This window comes from Streptomyces mangrovi (genome assembly GCF_900114215.1).
Lineage (GTDB): Bacteria > Actinomycetota > Actinomycetes > Streptomycetales > Streptomycetaceae > Streptomyces > Streptomyces barkulensis.
The window spans coordinates 294048-310362 of the sequence record NZ_FOSG01000001.1 but is presented as its reverse complement, the minus strand read 5'-3'; the positions used below and the strand labels follow the sequence as shown (position 1 = coordinate 310362).

At 75.2% G+C, this 16315-nt stretch carries 11 protein-coding genes; 8 read left to right on the top strand and 3 right to left on the bottom strand.

The window, feature by feature from the left end:
- Window positions 1-56 precede the first annotated feature (56 nt).
- Together BM237_RS01355 and BM237_RS01350 are read left to right on the top strand one after the other, a co-directional pair.
- Window positions 57-2999, top strand: a complete 2943-nt coding sequence (locus BM237_RS01355; protein WP_093847361.1) for an FAD-linked oxidase C-terminal domain-containing protein — start codon at window positions 57-59, stop codon at window positions 2997-2999.
- A gap of 209 nt (window positions 3000-3208) precedes the next feature.
- Window positions 3209-4780, top strand: coding sequence for an alpha/beta fold hydrolase (locus BM237_RS01350; protein WP_093846851.1), 1572 nt, complete (start codon window positions 3209-3211; stop codon window positions 4778-4780).
- A 208-nt stretch (window positions 4781-4988) separates the two neighbouring features.
- Here BM237_RS01350 and BM237_RS01345 read toward each other — a convergent pair whose 3' ends face one another.
- The gene (locus BM237_RS01345) at window positions 4989-6089 is read right to left on the bottom strand and encodes a citrate synthase 2 (protein ID WP_093846849.1); all 1101 of its coding nucleotides are present in this window, start codon (window positions 6087-6089) and stop codon (window positions 4989-4991) included.
- 439 nt (window positions 6090-6528) lie between these two features.
- Between BM237_RS01345 and pdxH the strand changes: the two genes are divergently transcribed.
- Both pdxH and BM237_RS01335 read left to right on the top strand, forming a co-directional pair.
- Window positions 6529-7191, top strand: a complete 663-nt coding sequence (gene pdxH, locus BM237_RS01340) for a pyridoxamine 5'-phosphate oxidase (protein ID WP_093847359.1) — start codon at window positions 6529-6531, stop codon at window positions 7189-7191.
- 382 nt (window positions 7192-7573) lie between these two features.
- A complete protein-coding gene (locus tag BM237_RS01335) occupies window positions 7574-8995 on the top strand; it encodes a PAS domain-containing protein (protein WP_245793340.1) in 1422 nt (473 codons plus the stop codon).
- A 46-nt stretch (window positions 8996-9041) separates the two neighbouring features.
- Here the strand turns inward: BM237_RS01335 and BM237_RS01330 are convergent, their stop codons facing one another.
- On the bottom strand, window positions 9042-9851 hold the full coding sequence (locus tag BM237_RS01330) for an SIS domain-containing protein (protein ID WP_093846845.1): 810 nt from the start codon (window positions 9849-9851) through the stop codon (window positions 9042-9044).
- Between the two features lie 286 nt (window positions 9852-10137).
- On the opposite strand from BM237_RS01330, the gene BM237_RS01325 reads away from it, so the two are divergent.
- Together BM237_RS01325 and BM237_RS01320 are read left to right on the top strand one after the other, a co-directional pair.
- Window positions 10138-10833 (top strand): iron-dependent transcriptional repressor DtxR, encoded by a 696-nt coding sequence (locus BM237_RS01325; RefSeq protein ID WP_093846843.1) that lies wholly within the window; start codon window positions 10138-10140, stop codon window positions 10831-10833.
- A 471-nt stretch (window positions 10834-11304) separates the two neighbouring features.
- Entirely contained in the window at window positions 11305-12174 is an 870-nt protein-coding gene (locus BM237_RS01320; protein ID WP_093846841.1) for an alpha/beta fold hydrolase, read from the top strand.
- Between the two features lie 44 nt (window positions 12175-12218).
- Here BM237_RS01320 and BM237_RS01315 read toward each other — a convergent pair whose 3' ends face one another.
- The gene (locus tag BM237_RS01315; protein WP_093847357.1) at window positions 12219-12890 is read right to left on the bottom strand and encodes a bifunctional DNA primase/polymerase; all 672 of its coding nucleotides are present in this window, start codon (window positions 12888-12890) and stop codon (window positions 12219-12221) included.
- A 325-nt stretch (window positions 12891-13215) separates the two neighbouring features.
- On the opposite strand from BM237_RS01315, the gene BM237_RS01310 reads away from it, so the two are divergent.
- Together BM237_RS01310 and BM237_RS01305 are read left to right on the top strand one after the other, a co-directional pair.
- A complete protein-coding gene (locus BM237_RS01310; protein WP_093846839.1) occupies window positions 13216-14601 on the top strand; it encodes an NsdA family TPR-like regulatory protein in 1386 nt (461 codons plus the stop codon).
- 210 nt (window positions 14602-14811) lie between these two features.
- Complete coding sequence (locus BM237_RS01305) at window positions 14812-16281, top strand: hypothetical protein (RefSeq protein ID WP_093846837.1); 1470 nt, start codon at window positions 14812-14814, stop codon at window positions 16279-16281.
- Window positions 16282-16315: the final 34 nt, after the last annotated feature.

The window sequence follows — 16315 nt, the reverse complement described above, 5'->3', positions numbered from 1 at the left end:
GACACACCGTGGTCCGCATGGTGCGGACCGGGCCGGCCGGGATGCACGCTGGTGCCATGGGTGACGACGCGGCGAGGGCGGCACGGCGGCAGGCGCGCACGGCGCTGGAGCGTACGGCGCAGGCGGAGGAGCGCGAGCGGGCGCGGGAGGTGGTGCGGGCGCTGCGGGCGGCCGTACGGGGGGAGGTCGCCGGGGACGCGGGCGCCCGCGCGCTGGTGACGATGGACGCCTCCAACTACCGGCGGGTGCCGCTGGCCGTGGTCGCGCCGCGCGACGCCGGCGACGTGGCGGCGGCGCTGGAGGTGTGCCGGGAGGCGGGGGTGCCGGTGGTGCCGCGCGGCGGGGGCACGTCCATCGCCGGGCAGGCGACGGGCACGGGGGTGGTGCTGGACTTCACCCGCCACATGGACGCGGTCCTGTCGCTCGACCCCCGGGCGCGCACCGCCGTCGTCCAGCCGGGCGTGGTCCTGGACGACCTGTGCCGCGCGGCCGGCGCCCACGGGCTGACCTTCGGTCCCGACCCCTCCACCCACAGCCGCTGCACGCTCGGCGGGATGATCGGCAACAACTCCTGCGGCTCCCACTCGGTGGCCTGGGGGACGACCGCCGACAACGTCCGGGAGCTGGAGGTGCTCACCTACGGCGGTGAACGCGCCCGGCTCGCGCCCGGCGGGGACGGCGTGCCCGAGCGGCTGCGCGCCGGGGCGCGGGAGCTGGTGGGCGGGGAGCTCGCCCGGCTGCGCACCGGCTTCCCCGAACTGCCGCGCCGTATCTCCGGCTACGCCCTGGACGCGCTGCTGCCCGAGCGGGGTGAGGACTGGGCGAGGGCGTTCACCGGCAGCGAGGGCACCCTCGGGGTGGTCACGGCCGCCACGGTGGGGCTGGTGGAGCGGCCCGGCGCGCGGGTGCTGGCGGTGCTGGGCTACGCGGACGAGAGCGCGGCGGCCGAGGCGGCCGTCACCCTCCTTCCGCACCGTCCGCTGACGGTGGAGGGCATGGCGAGCGATCTGGTGCCCGAGACCGAGCGGGCGACGCTGCCCCGGGGCGGGGCGTGGCTGTTCGTCGAGGTCGGCGGCGCGGACGCGGCCGGGGCGCGGGCGGCGGCCGAGCGGCTGTGCCGGGCGGCGGCCGGGGACGCGGCCGACCACGCCCTGGTCGCCGACCCGGCCGGGCAGCGCGCCCTGTGGCGGGTGCGGGAGGACGCCTCGGGCACCGCCACCCGCATGCCCGACGGCAGCGAGGCGTGGCCCGGCTGGGAGGACTGCGCGGTCCCGCCCGCCCGGCTGGGCGCGTATCTGCGGGACTTCCGCGCGCTGCTGGCCGAACACGGGCTGCGCGGGCTGCCGTACGGCCACTTCGGCGACGGCTGCATCCATGTGCGCATCGACTTCGACCTGATCGCGGAGGAGGGCATCGCCCGCTTCCGCCGCTTCTCCGGCGACCTGGCCGATCTGGTGGTCGCGCACGGCGGCTCGCTGTCGGGCGAGCACGGCGACGGGCAGGCGCGCGCCGAGCTGCTGCCGCGCATGTACGGGCGGGAGACGGTGGAGCTGTTCGGCCGCTTCAAGGACCTGTGGGATCCCGACGGCGGCCTCAACCCCGGCATGTTGGTGCGCCCCCACCGCCTGGACGAGAACCTGCGGTTCGCGCCGCTGCCGCGCGAGCCCCTCCCGGTCGTCTACGGCTACCCGGAGGACGGCGGAGACTTCTCGGCGGCGGTGCGGCGCTGCGTGGGAGTGGCCAAGTGCCGCAACCCGGCCGGGAGTCCGGGCGTGATGTGCCCCTCCTACCGGGCGACGGGCGAGGAGAGGCACTCCACGCGCGGCCGGGCGCGGCTGCTGCACGAGATGCTCGCGGGCGAGGTGGTCACCGACGGCTGGCGGTCGGAGGAGGTGCGCGAGGCGCTGGACCTGTGCCTGTCGTGCAAGGGCTGCCGCGGCGACTGCCCGGTGGGGGTGGACATGGCCACCTACAAGGCGGAGTTCCTGCACCACCACTACGCGGGCCGCCGCCGTCCGATGGCCCACTACTCGATGGGACGGCTGCCGCTGTGGCTGCGGGCGGTGGCCGCCACCCGCAGCGCGCCGCTGCTGAACGTCCTGGCCCGTACCCCGGCGGCGGCCCTGGCCAAGCGGCTGGGCGGGATCGCCCCGCAGCGGGAGATCCCGCCACTGCCGCGCGCGCCGTTCACGCGCCTGTGGCGCGCGTACCGCCGCACGCGCTCCGCGGACCCCGCGCGCGGCGGCCGGCGCGTCGTGCTGTGGCCGGACACCTTCACCAACCACCTCTCCCCCGAGGCGGGCACCGCCGCCGTCCGGGTGCTGGAGGCGGCCGGGCTGGAGGTGGTCCCGCCGCCGGGCGCGGACCGGGTCTGCTGCGGCCTGACCTGGATCTCCACCGGACAGCTCGACGGAGCCCGCCGTGTGCTGCGCCGCACCCTGGACCGGCTGGAGCCCGTACTGGAGGCCGGGGTGCCGGTGGTCGTCCTGGAGCCGCCGTGCGCGGCGGCGCTGCGCACCGACGCCCCCGAACTGCTGCCGGACGACCCGCGCGCCAAGCGGCTGGCCGCCCTCGTCCGCACCTTCGCCCAGGCGCTGGAGGAGTACGCGCCCGACTGGACCCCGCCGCGGATCGGCCGTCCGGTGGCCGGCCAGACCCACTGCCACCAGCACGCCGTGCTGGGCGACGCGGCGGAGCGGCGGCTGCGGGAGAGGGCCGGGCTGACCGGCGGGCTGAGCGACGGCTGCTGCGGGCTGGCGGGCAACTTCGGCTTCGAGAAAGGGCACTTCGAGGTCTCGGCCGCCTGCGCGCAGGAGAAGCTGCTGCCGGCGGTGCGCGGGGCCGGGCCGGGCACGGAGCTGCTGGCCGACGGCTACTCCTGCCGCACCCAGCTCGCCCAGCTCGGCGGGTACCGCGCCCGCCACCTCGCGGAGGTGCTGGCCGAGGCGCTGGACGGACCGCCGGAGGAGGAACGGCCGGAGGAGCGGCCGGAGCGGTGAGGCTGCGGGGCCTCTCCCCGGCGGCGCCCGTGCGGCGGACGGAACCGGTCGCCGTTCGCCCGATGGTGCGACGAGGGGTACGACGAAAGTTACGGACGCGTAACTTACCGGTGGGTTACCAGTGGTAAGCCGCGCGCCTAGTCTCAGGTCACCTTCCCCACACGCCCGCCGGCTCCCCACGCCGGCGACACGACTCAGGAAGAGGGCCCATGGGACACCCTCGCAGGCGTCTGCGCACGTCCACCGCCGTCGCCGCCGTCTCGGCCGCGGTGCTGGCCGGGACCGTCGCCGGCCCGGTCACCGCCGCCCACGGCACGACCGCCTCGTCCACCGTCCGCTTCGTCGAGATACCCGGTGACGGCGGTACGCCGCTGGCCGCCAACGTCGTCGTGCCCGGCGACGCGGACGGCGAGCGCCGCTACCCGCTCGTCGTACTCCCCACCAGCTGGTCCATGCCGCAGGTCGAGTACCTCGCCCAGGCGAAGAAGCTCGCCGACTCCGGCTACGTGGTGCTCAGCTACAACTCGCGCGGCTTCTGGCAGTCCGGCGGCGAGATCGAGGTCGCCGGCCCGCCCGACGTCGCCGACGCCTCGAAGGCCATCGACTGGGCGCTGGCCAACACCCCCGCCGACCCCGAGCGGATCGGCATGGCCGGCATCTCCTACGGCGCGGGCATCAGCCTGCTGGCCTCCGCCCACGACGACCGGATCAAGGCCGTGGTCGCCATGAGCGGCTGGGCCGACCTGGTCGGCTCCATCTACAGCGGCCGCACCCAGCACACCCAGGCGGCCACGTTCCTCACCGGCGCCGGCTACCTCACCGGCCGCCCCGGTGACGAGTTCAAGGAGATCATCTCCGGCTTCCTCGCCTCCGACCTGGAGAAGGAAGGCGACATGATCGCCTGGGGGAGGAAGCGCTCCGCCGCCACCCACATCGACCGGATCAACGCCAACGGCCCCGCGATCATGCTGGGCAACGCCTGGGGCGACTCGATCTTCCCGCCCAACCAGTACGCCGACTTCTACGAGAAGCTGACCGGCCCCAAGCGCCTGGAGTTCCGGCACGGCGACCACGCCACCCCCGAGATGCCCGGCCTGCTGGGCCTGCCCAACGACGTGTGGAACAGCGCCGAGCGCTGGCTCGACCACCACCTCAAGGGCGAGGACAACGGCGTCGACCGCGAGCGGCCCGTCCGGCTCACCGACCGCCAGGGCGACCAGGAGGGCTACCCCGACTGGAAGTCCGTGCCCTCGGGCACCGAGCGGATCGCCCTGAACGACACCGACCGCGTCCTGGCGAACGTCGACTCCGGCGCGAACGGCGGCACGGTCTTCCTCTCCAGCATCTTCGACCAGCTCACCGGCCTCCCGCCGACGGTCTCCGTCCCGCTGCTGCCCGACTGGTACTCCGCGGTCTGGAAGTCCGAGCGGTACGCCGCCGCCCGGCAGATCCGGGGCACGGTGAAGCTGCACACCACGGTGACCTCCAACCGGTCCAGCGGCACCTTCGTCGCCCACCTCTACGACGTGGGACCGCTGGGCGTGGGCAGGCTGGTCACCCACGCGCCGTTCAGCTTCCACGACAAGGTGCCGGGCGAGGCGTTCGGCGTGGACCTGGAGCTGTTCTCGACCGCCTACGACGTCCCGGCCGGGCACCGGCTCGCCCTGGTGATCGACACCGTCGACCCGCTCTACGCCGAGCACAACCCGTTCGGCGCGAAGCTCGCCTTCTCCTCGCCCGCGGGCGACCCCTCGTACGCCGAGATCCCCGTGCGCGACTGAGCGCCCCGCCGGCCGGGTCCGGTGCCCGGGGGCCTCGCCCCGCCGCTCCCGGCGGGGCGAGGCCTCCGGCTTTCCCGCGGGGCGGCTCCGCGTACGGCTCCGCGGGCGGTTCCGTACGCGGGAGGGAACGAGCCCGGACGCGGACCGGCCCCGGAGCGACGGGGGGCGTCGCTCCGGGGCCGGTGCGGTGTCCGTACGGACGGGGGCCTCAGCGGGCGACCTCGGTGTAGCCCTCGATCTCCCGCAGGCTGCGCGGGCCCGGGCCCACGTAGCGCGCGGAGGGGCGCACCAGACGGCCGGTGCGCTTCTGCTCCAGGATGTGCGCCGACCAGCCGGCGGTGCGGGCGCAGCTGAACATCGAGGTGAACATGTGCGCCGGGACCTCGGCGAAGTCCAGCACGATCGCCGCCCAGAACTCCACGTTGGTGGCCAGCACCCGGTCCGGACGCCGGTTGTGCAGCTCCTCCAGAGCCGCCTTCTCCAGCGCCTCGGCGACCTCGAAGCGCGGCGCGCCCAGCTCCCTGGCGGTACGGCGCAGCACACGGGCGCGCGGGTCCTCGGCGCGGTAGACGCGGTGGCCGAAGCCCATCAGGCGCTCGCCGCGGTCCAGGGCGCCCTTCACGTACGCCCGGGCGTCCCCGGTCCGCTCGATCTCCTCGATCATGCCCAGCACACGCGAGGGCGCGCCGCCGTGCAGCGGGCCGGACATCGCGCCCACCGCCCCCGACAGCGCCGCCGCCACGTCCGCGCCGGTGGAGGCGATGACGCGGGCGGTGAAGGTGGAGGCGTTCATGCCGTGCTCGGCGGCCGACGTCCAGTAGGCGTCCACGGCCGCGACGTGCTTGGGGTCGGGCTCGCCCCGCCAGCGGCGCATGAAGCGCTCCACGACGGTCTCGGCCTTGTCGATCTCCCGCTGCGGCACCATCGGCAGGCCTTGGCCGCGCGCCGACTGGGCGACGTACGACAGCGCCATCACCGCGGCCCGCGCCAGGTCCTCGCGGGCCTGCTTCTCGTCGATGTCCAGCAGCGGCCGCAGGCCCCACACGGGCGCGAGCATCGCCAGCGCGGACTGCACGTCCACCCGGATGTCACCCGAGTGGACCGGGATGGGGAAGGGCTCGGCCGGGGGCAGGCCGGGGGTGAAGCCGCCGTCCACCAGCAGGCCCCACACGTTCTCGAAGGAGACGTGGCCCACCAGGTCCTCGATATCCACACCCCGGTAGCGGAGGGCGCCGCCCTCCTTGTCGGGCTCGGCGATCTCCGTCTCGAACGCGACGACTCCCTCGAGTCCGGGTACGAAGTCGGACATCTGGCGGCTCCTCGTATGTGGTTCGGTAGGAGGACGGCGGGCACCCCAGGGGGCCGGTCGGCTCTCTGCGGGCGTGCCTGCGCGGTTCCGCCGCCGCGTGGGGCCGGCGGTCCGGGCCGGCACCCGGTCCTGCCCTGCTGCTGTTGGGCTGCCGGTGGTGACCGGGCAGTGACTGGTCGGACACGATAACCCGCGCTGTGCGAAGGCCACAGTGGTCCAGCCAGCGATTCTGTCCGGTTCGGCAGGTGCGGGGAAGAGTGAGATGCGGCACACTCCCCGTTTCCCCGTCTCCAGGTGTACACGTTCCCGCGGACGGGCAAACTCGCCCGCCACCGCCCGATGCCGCGCGGGGGACGTGTTGCAAGATGAACGCGTGCCCCAAGCCGACGACGCAGCCCGCGAAGCCCTCGCCCACCGTCCGCACCTGGACCCCGCCGCCATGCGGGCCCACTACCGGGCGGAAGGACTCCAGGAGGAGGATCTCGCCCCCGACCCGTACGGGCAGTTCCTGCGCTGGTTCGAGGAGGCGGTGGCCGGCGGCCTCCACGAACCGAACGCGATGGTCGTCTCGACGGCCGACGAGCGGGGGCGGCCCAGCTCGCGCACGGTGCTGCTCAAGCAGTTCGACGAGCGCGGCTTCGTCTTCTACACCAACTACAACTCGATCAAGGGCCGTGAGATCGACGCCAACCCGTACGTCTCGCTGCTCTTCCCCTGGCACGCCGTCGCCCGCCAGGTGATCGTCGCCGGCCGGGCGGAGCGCACCGGCCGCGACGAGACGGCCGCCTACTTCCGCACCCGTCCGCACGGCTCGCAGCTCGGGGCGTGGGCCAGCGAGCAGTCCTCGCAGGTGGCCTCCCGGGAGGAGCTGGACCGCGCGTACGCGCAGCTCGCGGAGCGCTACCCGGAGACGGAACGGGTCCCGGTCCCGCCGCACTGGGGCGGCTACCGGGTGGTGGCGCGGACGGTGGAGTTCTGGCAGGGCCGCGAGAACCGCCTCCACGACCGTCTGCGCTACGTCCGCCGGGATCCGGGCGGTCCGGGCGGCCCGGGCGGTTCCGGCGCGGCGGCGGTCTGGACGGTCGAACGTCTCAGTCCCTGACCCGAAGGCCGCGGAGACCCCGAAGGCCCTGAAGACGCAGACGACCCGCGGGCCTGGCCCCGTTCGCGCCGTGCGGCGCGAGGGGGGTCGGTCGGACGTACCGACAGCCCGCGGGTCGGGTGACTGCTCGGGATTGGCCGGCGGTGCCGGCATCACGCTGTGACGTCGGCCCCTAGGCCGCAGTCACCTCACGCGTCCGGTCGCAACTCATCTGCCGAACCACCTCCCTTCTCGTGTACCCCAAACGGTAGGCGGCGGTATGGGCACGTACAAGCGAATTTCGAGGGCACAACGATTTGCGTGAATCACATGTGTGCTGCGTCACGTTCGAGTTCAATGATCGGGAGTGCAGTTGCGCGCAGCGTCCAGCCGGGGGTGTCAGGTGACGGCTCAGTCCGAGACCCACTTCGAACACGGTGCCGGTGACGGAGGCGACACCCGCGGCGGTTCCGCGGGAGGAGCCGCCCCGCCGCGGTTCGCCGACTCCGACGGCGAGCTCCTTCTCGCCGCTCTCCTGGACGGCATGGACGCCGCCCTGTGCGCCTTCGACGCCGACGGCGTCGTCACCCACTGGAACCGCGAGGCCGAGCGCATCCTGGGCTGGACCAGGCAGGAGGCCGTCGGCCGCCGGGGGCTGGCGGGATGGGCGGTCCGCACCGCCGACGCCGAGGACGTCCAGGGGCGGCTGATGGACGCGATGACCGCGCCGGGGCGCCGGGTCCACGAGTTCGCGCTGATGCGCAAGGACGGCGGACGGGTGCTGGTGCGGGTGCAGTGCTCGGGGGTGCGCGACACCGACGGCCGGCCGACCGGCGTGTACTGCGCGTTCGGCGAGGTGCGCACGCAGATCGACCTGGAACGGTCGATCGCCCTGAGCGAGGCCCTGTTCGAGGGCGCCTCGTGGGGAGTGGTCCTGGTCGACGCCGACCTGCGCCCGGCCGTCGCCAACCGCCACGCCGCCCGGGCGCTGCGCGTCGGCCGCACCGCCATGCTGGGGCGGCCGCTGGGCGAGCTGGTGGGGGAGGGCGTGGAGGAGCTGGAGAGCGCCCTGCAGCACGTGCTGGCGGAGGGCCCGCCGCCCGCTCCGGCGGAGCTGTGGGTGACGCTGCGCGCCGGGGCCGGCGAGCAGGGGGCGGAGCGGGAGGACGGGCCGGCCGGGGACGCGCGGCGCTGCTGGCGCAGCGGCTTCCTGCGGCTGGTCTCGCCGATGGCGGAGGAGGCCCCGGTGCCGCTGGGCGTGGCGTGGTTCTTCACGGACGTCACGGACGCCAGGCGGACCGAGCAGGAGGCGGCCCGGTTCCGCTTCCGGGGCAACCAGGCCCACCGGGCGGCGCGGGCCGCGGCCGAGTGCGAGGACCCGATGGAGGCGGTGGCCGTCCACCTGGACTTCGCGCTGGCGGGCTTCGCCGACCACGCGCTGCTGGACCTGGCGGCGCCCGGCTCCCCGGTCCGGCTGGTGCGTACCGCCGAAGCCCCGGCCCCGGGCACGTCGACGACGGGCGTCCCGGTCCCCTACGCGAGCGACCACCCGGCGCTCCAGGCGTACGAGCGCTGCGGCCCGGTGCGCACCAGCGTGGGCGGCGCGGCGGCGCAGGGGTGGGCGCGGGCCCGCAAATGGCCGGAGGGTACGGTGCACGGCCTGTGCGCGGTCCTGCGCAGCCGCGGCCGCACCCTGGGTGTGCTCACCTTCCTGCGGGGGCCGAGCCGGCGCGCCTTCGACCGCTCGGACGCGGTCTACGCGGAGGGCGTCGCGGACAGCGTCGCCGCCGCGGTCGACCTCGCCCGGGCCCTGTCCCGGGACTGAGTCCGGGCCCGGGCCGGGACTGAGTCCGGGCCGGGACGCGGGACCGTCAGCGCAGGTAGAAGATCCGGTCGGCGTGCTCGGCCATCACCCGGGCGTTCCACTCGTGGCCCCCGTCCACGTTCCCCGAGCGCAGCAGGGGCGGGGTGACGCCGCGGGCGGCCAGCGCCTCCACGGCCGAGGCGACGACCGCCTGCATGATCGCGCCGGCCACCACCGTCGAGGCGGGCGCGAAGGGGGCGCCGGCGCCCTGTGCCGTCAGCTCCGCGTCGCCCACCGCGATCTTGCTGTCGACGACGACGTCGCAGTGGTCCTTCAGGAAAGTGCCCGACGGGTTGCGCGGCGAGGTGGCCTCCGCGTACGCCACCGAGGTCACGCCGATCACCCTCAGGCCCAGCTCCCGGGCGCGGGAGGCCATCTCCACCGGCAGCGTGTTGCGGCCCGACAGGGAGATCACCACCAGTACGTCGCCGGCCCGCGCCGGAGAGGTCTCCAGTACGGCCGAGGCCAGCCCCTCCACCCGTTCCAGCGCGCTGCCCAGCGTCGCGGGCACGACGTCGACGCCGACCGCGCCGGGCACGGGCAGGAGGTTCAGCACGGCGAGGCCGCCCGCCCGGTAGACCACGTCCTGGGCCGGCAGGGAAGAGTGGCCCGCGCCGAAGGCGAAGACGCGGCCGCCGCCGGTGAAGGCGTCGGCGATCAGCGTCCCGGCCGCCGAGATGCTGCCGGTCTCCTCCTTCCGGACCCGCTCCAGCAGGCCGACGGCCGCGTCGAGGAACCGCTCGGCGGTCCCGCCCGCCGCTTCGTCCGCGGTCCCGCTCGCCGCCCTGCCCGTCGGCTCGTCCGCCGCCCCGCCCATCGCCCCGGCCTCCCGTCGTGTGCCGCCGTACGGCCCCGGCGCGCGCCCGGCCGCATGCCCCGGTGAACGCTCCGGCAAGCGCCCCGGAACATCCCGTGACGCCGCGATCACGGTGAGGTCTGGACCAGTGCGCTGTCAATACGGCGGTGCTTCCGGGCGGCGCGCGGGTGGTGTGCGGGCGGCGCGCGGGCGGCTTCCGGGTGGCACCGGCGGATCGGGAACGGTTGTCGGCCCCATGCGTCAGAATTGGTTATCAGGGCCACCGCACGAGCTGACGAGGGGCACGATGTCCGGACTCATCGACACCACGGAGATGTATCTCCGTACCATCCTGGAGCTTGAGGAAGAGGGCGTGGTCCCCATGCGTGCCCGTATCGCCGAGCGGCTCGACCAGAGCGGCCCGACGGTGAGCCAGACGGTCGCCCGCATGGAGCGCGACGGACTGGTCCGGGTGGCCGGCGACCGGCATCTGGAGCTGACCGAGGAGGGCCGGCGGCTGGCCACGCGCGTGATGCGCAAGCACCGGCTGGCCGAGTGCCTCCTGGTCGACGTGATCGGCCTGGAGTGGGAGCAGGTGCACGCGGAGGCGTGCCGCTGGGAGCACGTGATGAGCGAGGCGGTCGAGCGTCGCGTGCTGGAGCTGCTGCGGCACCCCACCGAGTCCCCCTACGGCAATCCGATCCCGGGCCTGGAGGAGCTGGGCGAGCCGTCGGAGGCCGGGCCGTTCCTGAGCGACGACATGGTGAGCCTGTCGGACCTGGACGCGGGCTCGGACGGCAAGACGGTCGTGGTGCGCCGCATCGGCGAGCCGATCCAGACGGACGCCCAGTTGATGTACACGCTGCGGCGGGCCGGTGTGCAGCCGGGCGCCGTGGTCAGCGTGATGTCCGGGGTCGGCGGCGGGGTGCAGATCGGCAGCGGGGGCGAGGCTGCGGAGCTGACCGCCGAGGTCGCCACGCACGTGTTCGTCGCCAGGCGCTGAGGGTGTGCGGGCCGGAGGGCCGCCGGGGCACCGGCGGCCCTCCGGCCCTCCGGCCGCCCGGGGTTGCGCGGAACGCGGGCGGCGGGGACCGTGTCGTGACACGCTTTCGGTGACGCGTACGGGAAGACGGAAGGGGAGCCGTCCATGGGGCTGTCGCAGCACCGGGGCCCCGGCGCCGTCGTCGGCCGCCGGGACCCCGCCTCCCCGTGTCCCCCCGCTGCGCCGCCCCCCTGTGCGACCCTGAGCCCCGAACTCCCAGGGTCGCTCCCCGCGGGCCCCTGCCCCCGAGCGGCCCGCCTCCCGGTAGCTGTCTCCCCCCGGCCCGGCCGGACGACACTCGCTGAGTGTCACTCAAAAGAGGGGTGTTGCACGTCAGATGGGCGTGTCCGAATAAAAGTTCGATAGCGTGAGGCTGGCAGAGGACGAGGCAGGCGGACGACGCGGACAGGAGGGATGGGGGTGCCGGGACGCATGGTTCGACGCATCAACGTCAGGGGAGCGGACGGTCTGCGGCTCGCGGCCTGGGAGTTCGCCGACCCGCCCAAGGGCGCGCTGCCGGGAGGCGACGGGCAGGCCCCGGGTGTGCTGCTGCTGCACGGACTGATGGGCCGCGGCTCGCACTGGGCCTCCACCGCCCGCTGGCTCTCCGGGCGTTACCGCGCCGTCTGCCTGGACCAGCGTGGGCACGGCCGCAGCGACAAGCCGACCGACGGCCCGTTCGGCCGCGACGCGTACGTCGCCGACGCCGAGGCCGTCATCGAGCAGCTCGGCCTGGCGCCCGTGGCGCTCGTCGGGCACGGGATGGGCGCGCTGACGGCCTGGCGGCTCGCCGCCCAGCGCCCCGACCTGGTCCACGCCGTGGTGATCTGCGACATGCGGGCCTCGGCGCTGGGCAAGCGCTCCCAGCGCGACTGGGAGCAGTGGCTCGGGACCTGGCCGGTGCCCTTCGCCACGCTCGCGGACGTCCGCGGGTGGTTCGGCGAGGAGGACCCGCTCCTGGAGCGCCCGTACCCCTCGCGCGGCGAGTTCTTCGCCGAGGTGATGGCCGAGCGGATGGACGGCTGGCGTCCGGTGTTCTCGCGCCGCCAGATGCTGATGATCCGCCAGACCTGGGCGTACGAGGCGCACTGGGAGGAGCTGGCCCTGGTGCCCTGCCCGGCCCTGGTGGTCCGCGGCATCGACGGCGAGCTCGGGCGCGCCGAGGCCCAGGAGATGGTCCGGGTGCTGCCCCAGGGCGTCTACGCCGAGGTGGCCGACGCGGGCCACCTCGTCCACTACGACCAGCCGGAGCAGTGGCGGCAGGCCGTCGAACCCTTCCTCCAGGGCGCGCTCCCGGCCTGACCGGCCACTGCCTGACCGGCCACCGCCGGTCAGGCCCGGGGCGGTCAGCGCGCGCGTGCCGCGGCGGCGTCGCGGCCGCAGGCGTACGCCAGCGGCCGGACGATCTCCTCGGCCTCGGGCAGCCGGTGGCCGGCGTCCCCCGGCTGCCGTACCCACAGCACCGCGCCGCGGGTGCCCACCCGGGTCGGCGGGGCCGCCACCCAGTCGCCGTCGCCCCGCGCGGTCAGGTCGACGCCGCTCGGCGACCAGCCCAGCCTCCGCACCAGATCCGGCACCTTGGCCGCGCCGCCGGGCCGGACGAAGAAGAGCATCCGTCCGTCGGGGGTGCCGGTGACCGGGCCGACCGCCAGGCCCATGCGCTCCATCCGGGCCAGGGCCAGGCAGCCCGTCGTCTCCGCCACCTCGATCGCGTCGAAGGCCCGGCCGGTCGGCAGCAGCACCGACGCGTCGGGCCGGTCGGCCCACATGCGGCGCACGGCCGTGGCCCCGCCGGTGGCCTGCGCCGCCCAGTCGGGACGCGTGGGGTGCGCGCCGGGCGCCCCGCAGTCCGCCGTGCCGCACGAGCAGCGCGGTATGCCCCCCTCGGTCTCGAGCCACGCGCCGGGGAACACGTCCCACAGCCGCTCCCTCGTGTAGCGCACCGCGTGCTCGACCATCGGACCCGCCGGACCCGCCGGACCGGGTGCGGGCGCGGTTGTCGCTGTTGTGATGTTCATGGGCTCATCCACGATGATCACAACTTTTTCCGTGACGAAGGGTTACGGCCTGGGGATCGATTCGTCCGACGCACCGTTCCGGCACACGGGGCGCACAGGTGCACGGGCGGGGGCGCGTGCATGAACCGGCGGCCTTGGATGGGTAGTTCCCTGTGCGGCGCGGCGCCGGAAATCTTGGCATATGCGCCCGGCGGTGCGGTCGACACCCGGCGCACTCGGAGCGGACAGCGTGTTCGCGGGAGCACTCAGCAGCAGTCAGCAGTAGACGGCGCGGTCGGACGGACTGCGCCGCCAGGACAGGCAGCACGCAGAGGGAGGGGACCGTATGGCCGCGAGGCCGCTGGTCGCACGGCAGCCGAACGAACGGCTGCAGGCGCTCATCCAGGAAGCCGGCTGTTCCAACGCCGGACTGGCCCGCCGCGTCAACATGTGCGGTGCGGAGCAGGGGATCGATCTGCGCTACGACAAGACGTCCGTCGCCCGCTGGTTGCGCGGCCAGCAGCCGCGCGGCCGGGCGCCGGCGGTCATCGCCGAGGCCCTGGGGCGCAAGCTCGGCCGGACGGTGACGGTCGAGGAGATCGGCATGGCGGGCGGCCGGAGCATGGCCGCCGGGATCGGCCTGAGGTTCGCGCCCACCGTCTCCGGAGCCGTCGAGCAGGCGAGCGAGCTGTGGCGCAGCGACGTGGGGCGCCGCGATCTGCTCGCCGCACGGTCGGGGGCGTTCTCCGCGCTGGTCGAGCCCAGTCGCGACTGGCTCATCTCCGCCCCGGACGCCGAGGTGGAGCGCCGCACCGGCCCGAGGGTGGGGGCGTCCGACGTCGCGGCCGTACGGGACACCACCGCGGCGCTGTCGGAGCTGGACCACCGCTACGGCAGCGGCCATGTGCGGCCGGTGGTCGTCCACTACCTCAACAGCGTGGTGTCCGGGCTGCTGACGGGCTCCTACACGGAGGCGGTGGGGCGCGAACTGTTCGCCGCGGTCGCCCGGCTGACCGAACTCGCCGGCTACATGGCCGTGGACACCGGGCAGCCCGGTCTGGCCCAGCGGTACTACATCCAGGCGCTGCGGATGGCCCAGGCCGCGGACGACCGCGCCTACGGCGGCTATGTGCTCGCCGCGGGCATGAGCCATCTCGCGGCCTCACTGGGCACCCCCCGGGAGATAGCCCAGCTCGCGAGGGCCGCCCAGGAGGGCACGAGGGGCAGGGTGACCCCGCGGACGCAGGCGATGTTCCACGCGGCCGAGGCGCGCGGCCACGCGCTGATGGGCGACGCCCGCACCTGCCAGCTCGCCGCGGGGCGGGCGCTGGCGGCGTTCGACCGGGCGGAGTCCGCGACGGACGCGGGCGACGACCCGGAGTGGATCGGCCACTTCGACGCCGCCTACCTGGCCGACGAACTCGCCCACTGCCACCGGGACCTGAACCAGCCCACCCCCGCCCAGCGCCGCGCCGAGGAGGCCCTGACGGGCCATCCGGAGCGGCGTACGCGGCGGCGGGCGATCGATCTGCTGCTGCTCGCCGCCGCACGGCTCCAGCAGCGTGAGCTGGAGCACGCCTGCCACACCGGCGCACAGGCGGTGGAACTGCTGAACGGCCTGCGCTCGCAGCGGGGTTCGGAGTACCTGGACGACTTCCGGGCGCGACTGGAGCCCCACCGGCAGGAGCCCGTGGTCAGGGAGTTCGCCCAGCGGCTGGAACCGGCGGCGTGACGGGAGCGGGCAGGGCGCGCGGGGCAGGGCGCGAGGAAGGGGGTGCGGAGGAGGGAGGACAGAAGGGGGGACGGTGAGGTTTCGCCCCGGCCGATGGTGGGGAGAATGTGCAGCCCTTCCGGGGGCGTGGTCGACCGTGTGAGTGACCGGGTAGCGTGAGCCGACGCATTCGCAGTCGTGTTTTGGTAGTCAGGCGAACGAGGAGTCCCGGTGACGACGCACAGCCGACAGGGCGACGAGGCGCGCGAGGGTGTTGTCCTGCCGTCGAACGGTGACCGGTGGACTCCCGGTCACGGCGACTCCCAGGCGAGCCCGCCGGCGGGGCAGCCCTGGGGACAGCCGTGGGGACCGGCTGCCCCGTCCGGGCCGCAGGGGCAGCAGCCGACCCCGCCCCCGGCCCAGCAGGCTCCCCAGCCGCAGCACCCGTCGCCGCGGTACCAGCCGCCCGGCCCTCCGCCGCAGCCCCCGGCTCCGGGCACGGCGCCCGGCGCCGTGCCCGGAGCCGCCGACGAGACGCAGCTCCTGCCCCCGATGTCCCCGTCCGACCCGGCCCCGCAGGCCCCCCAAGCCCCGCAGGCGGTGCCGGGCGCTCAGGGAGTCCAGGGCGCCCGGGGCGGCGGGGCGGACGACATGGACGACGCCACCCGGGTCCTCCGCCCGGTCACCGGCGGCACGCCTCCGGAGCGCGACGCCGAGAGCACCACGGTGCTGCGCAGGCCGCTGCCGCCCGAAGGCGTGCCCGCCTCCCCGCGCCCGGTGCCCCCGCCGCCCGCCGGGGCCCCGTACGGGATACGCCCCGGCGTCCCCGGTGACCGCACCACCCCGCCCTCGGACTTCGACGGCCTGTTCCGGGGCGGTGCCCAGCCGGGCGCTCAGCCGGGGGGCCGGCCCGCCGACGCCACCCAGCAGCTCCCGCCCATCGACCCGGGCGCTGCCCAGCCTCCCGCCCAGCCGTCGTACGGCGGCCACGGCGGCCACGGTGGTTACGACGACGACCGCGGCGGATACGGCGGGGGCCACGGGGACGGCGGACGCGGCGCCGGCGGACGGCGCGGCCTGCCGCGTGCCGCCGTCGCCGGGCTCGTCGTCGCGGGTCTCATCACCGCCGGGCTCGCCGCGGGCGCGGCGCTGAGCGGCGGGGACGAGCCGGCGGAGCGGCCGCAGCCGCAGGCGCGGTCGTCGGCACCCGCCGAGCCCGAGCAGTCGCCGTCCCCCTCGGCCGACCCCGTGGAGGCCCAGGCCAAGGAGCTGGACAAGCTGCTCGCGGACAGCAACAACAGCCGCAACGCGGTCATCCGGTCGGTCGAGAACATCAAGAAGTGCGAGAACCTGGGCAAGGCCGCCACCGATCTGCGCGACGCCGCCCGGCAGCGCAACGACCTGGTCACCAGGCTGGACGAGATCGAGATCGACCGGCTGCCCAGGCACCAGGAGCTGGCCGACGCGCTCACCGAGGCGTGGAAGGCGTCGGCCGCGGCGGACGACCACTACGCCGCGTGGGCCGACCAGGTCGCGGGCAAGAAGGGCTGCAGGAAGGGGAAGGCCCGGGTCACCGACCGGACCGCCCAGGGCAACAAGGCCAGCGGCGACGCCACGGCGGCCAAGAAGAAGGCGGCCGGACTGTGGAATCCGACCGCCCGCCAGTACGGCCTGCCCGAGAGGCAGTTCAGCCAGCTCTGAGCGCGGGACCGCTCCCGGCCGCCGTTCCTCCCCC

Excerpts from the sequence above, each read along its gene's own strand:
- BM237_RS01310 (WP_093846839.1), top strand. The coding sequence starts at position 13,216 with ATGGCCGCGAGGCCGCTGGTCGCACGGCAGCCGAACGAACGGCTGCAG.
- BM237_RS01325 (WP_093846843.1), top strand. The coding sequence starts at position 10,138 with ATGTCCGGACTCATCGACACCACGGAGATGTATCTCCGTACCATCCTG.
- BM237_RS01315 (WP_093847357.1), bottom strand. The coding sequence starts at position 12,890 with ATGAACATCACAACAGCGACAACCGCGCCCGCACCCGGTCCGGCGGGT.
- BM237_RS01355 (WP_093847361.1), top strand. The coding sequence starts at position 57 with ATGGGTGACGACGCGGCGAGGGCGGCACGGCGGCAGGCGCGCACGGCG.
- BM237_RS01345 (WP_093846849.1), bottom strand. The coding sequence starts at position 6,089 with ATGTCCGACTTCGTACCCGGACTCGAGGGAGTCGTCGCGTTCGAGACG.
- BM237_RS01350 (WP_093846851.1), top strand. The coding sequence starts at position 3,209 with ATGGGACACCCTCGCAGGCGTCTGCGCACGTCCACCGCCGTCGCCGCC.
- BM237_RS01330 (WP_093846845.1), bottom strand. The coding sequence starts at position 9,851 with ATGGGCGGGGCGGCGGACGAGCCGACGGGCAGGGCGGCGAGCGGGACC.
- pdxH (WP_093847359.1), top strand. The coding sequence starts at position 6,529 with ATGCGGGCCCACTACCGGGCGGAAGGACTCCAGGAGGAGGATCTCGCC.
- BM237_RS01320 (WP_093846841.1), top strand. The coding sequence starts at position 11,305 with ATGGTTCGACGCATCAACGTCAGGGGAGCGGACGGTCTGCGGCTCGCG.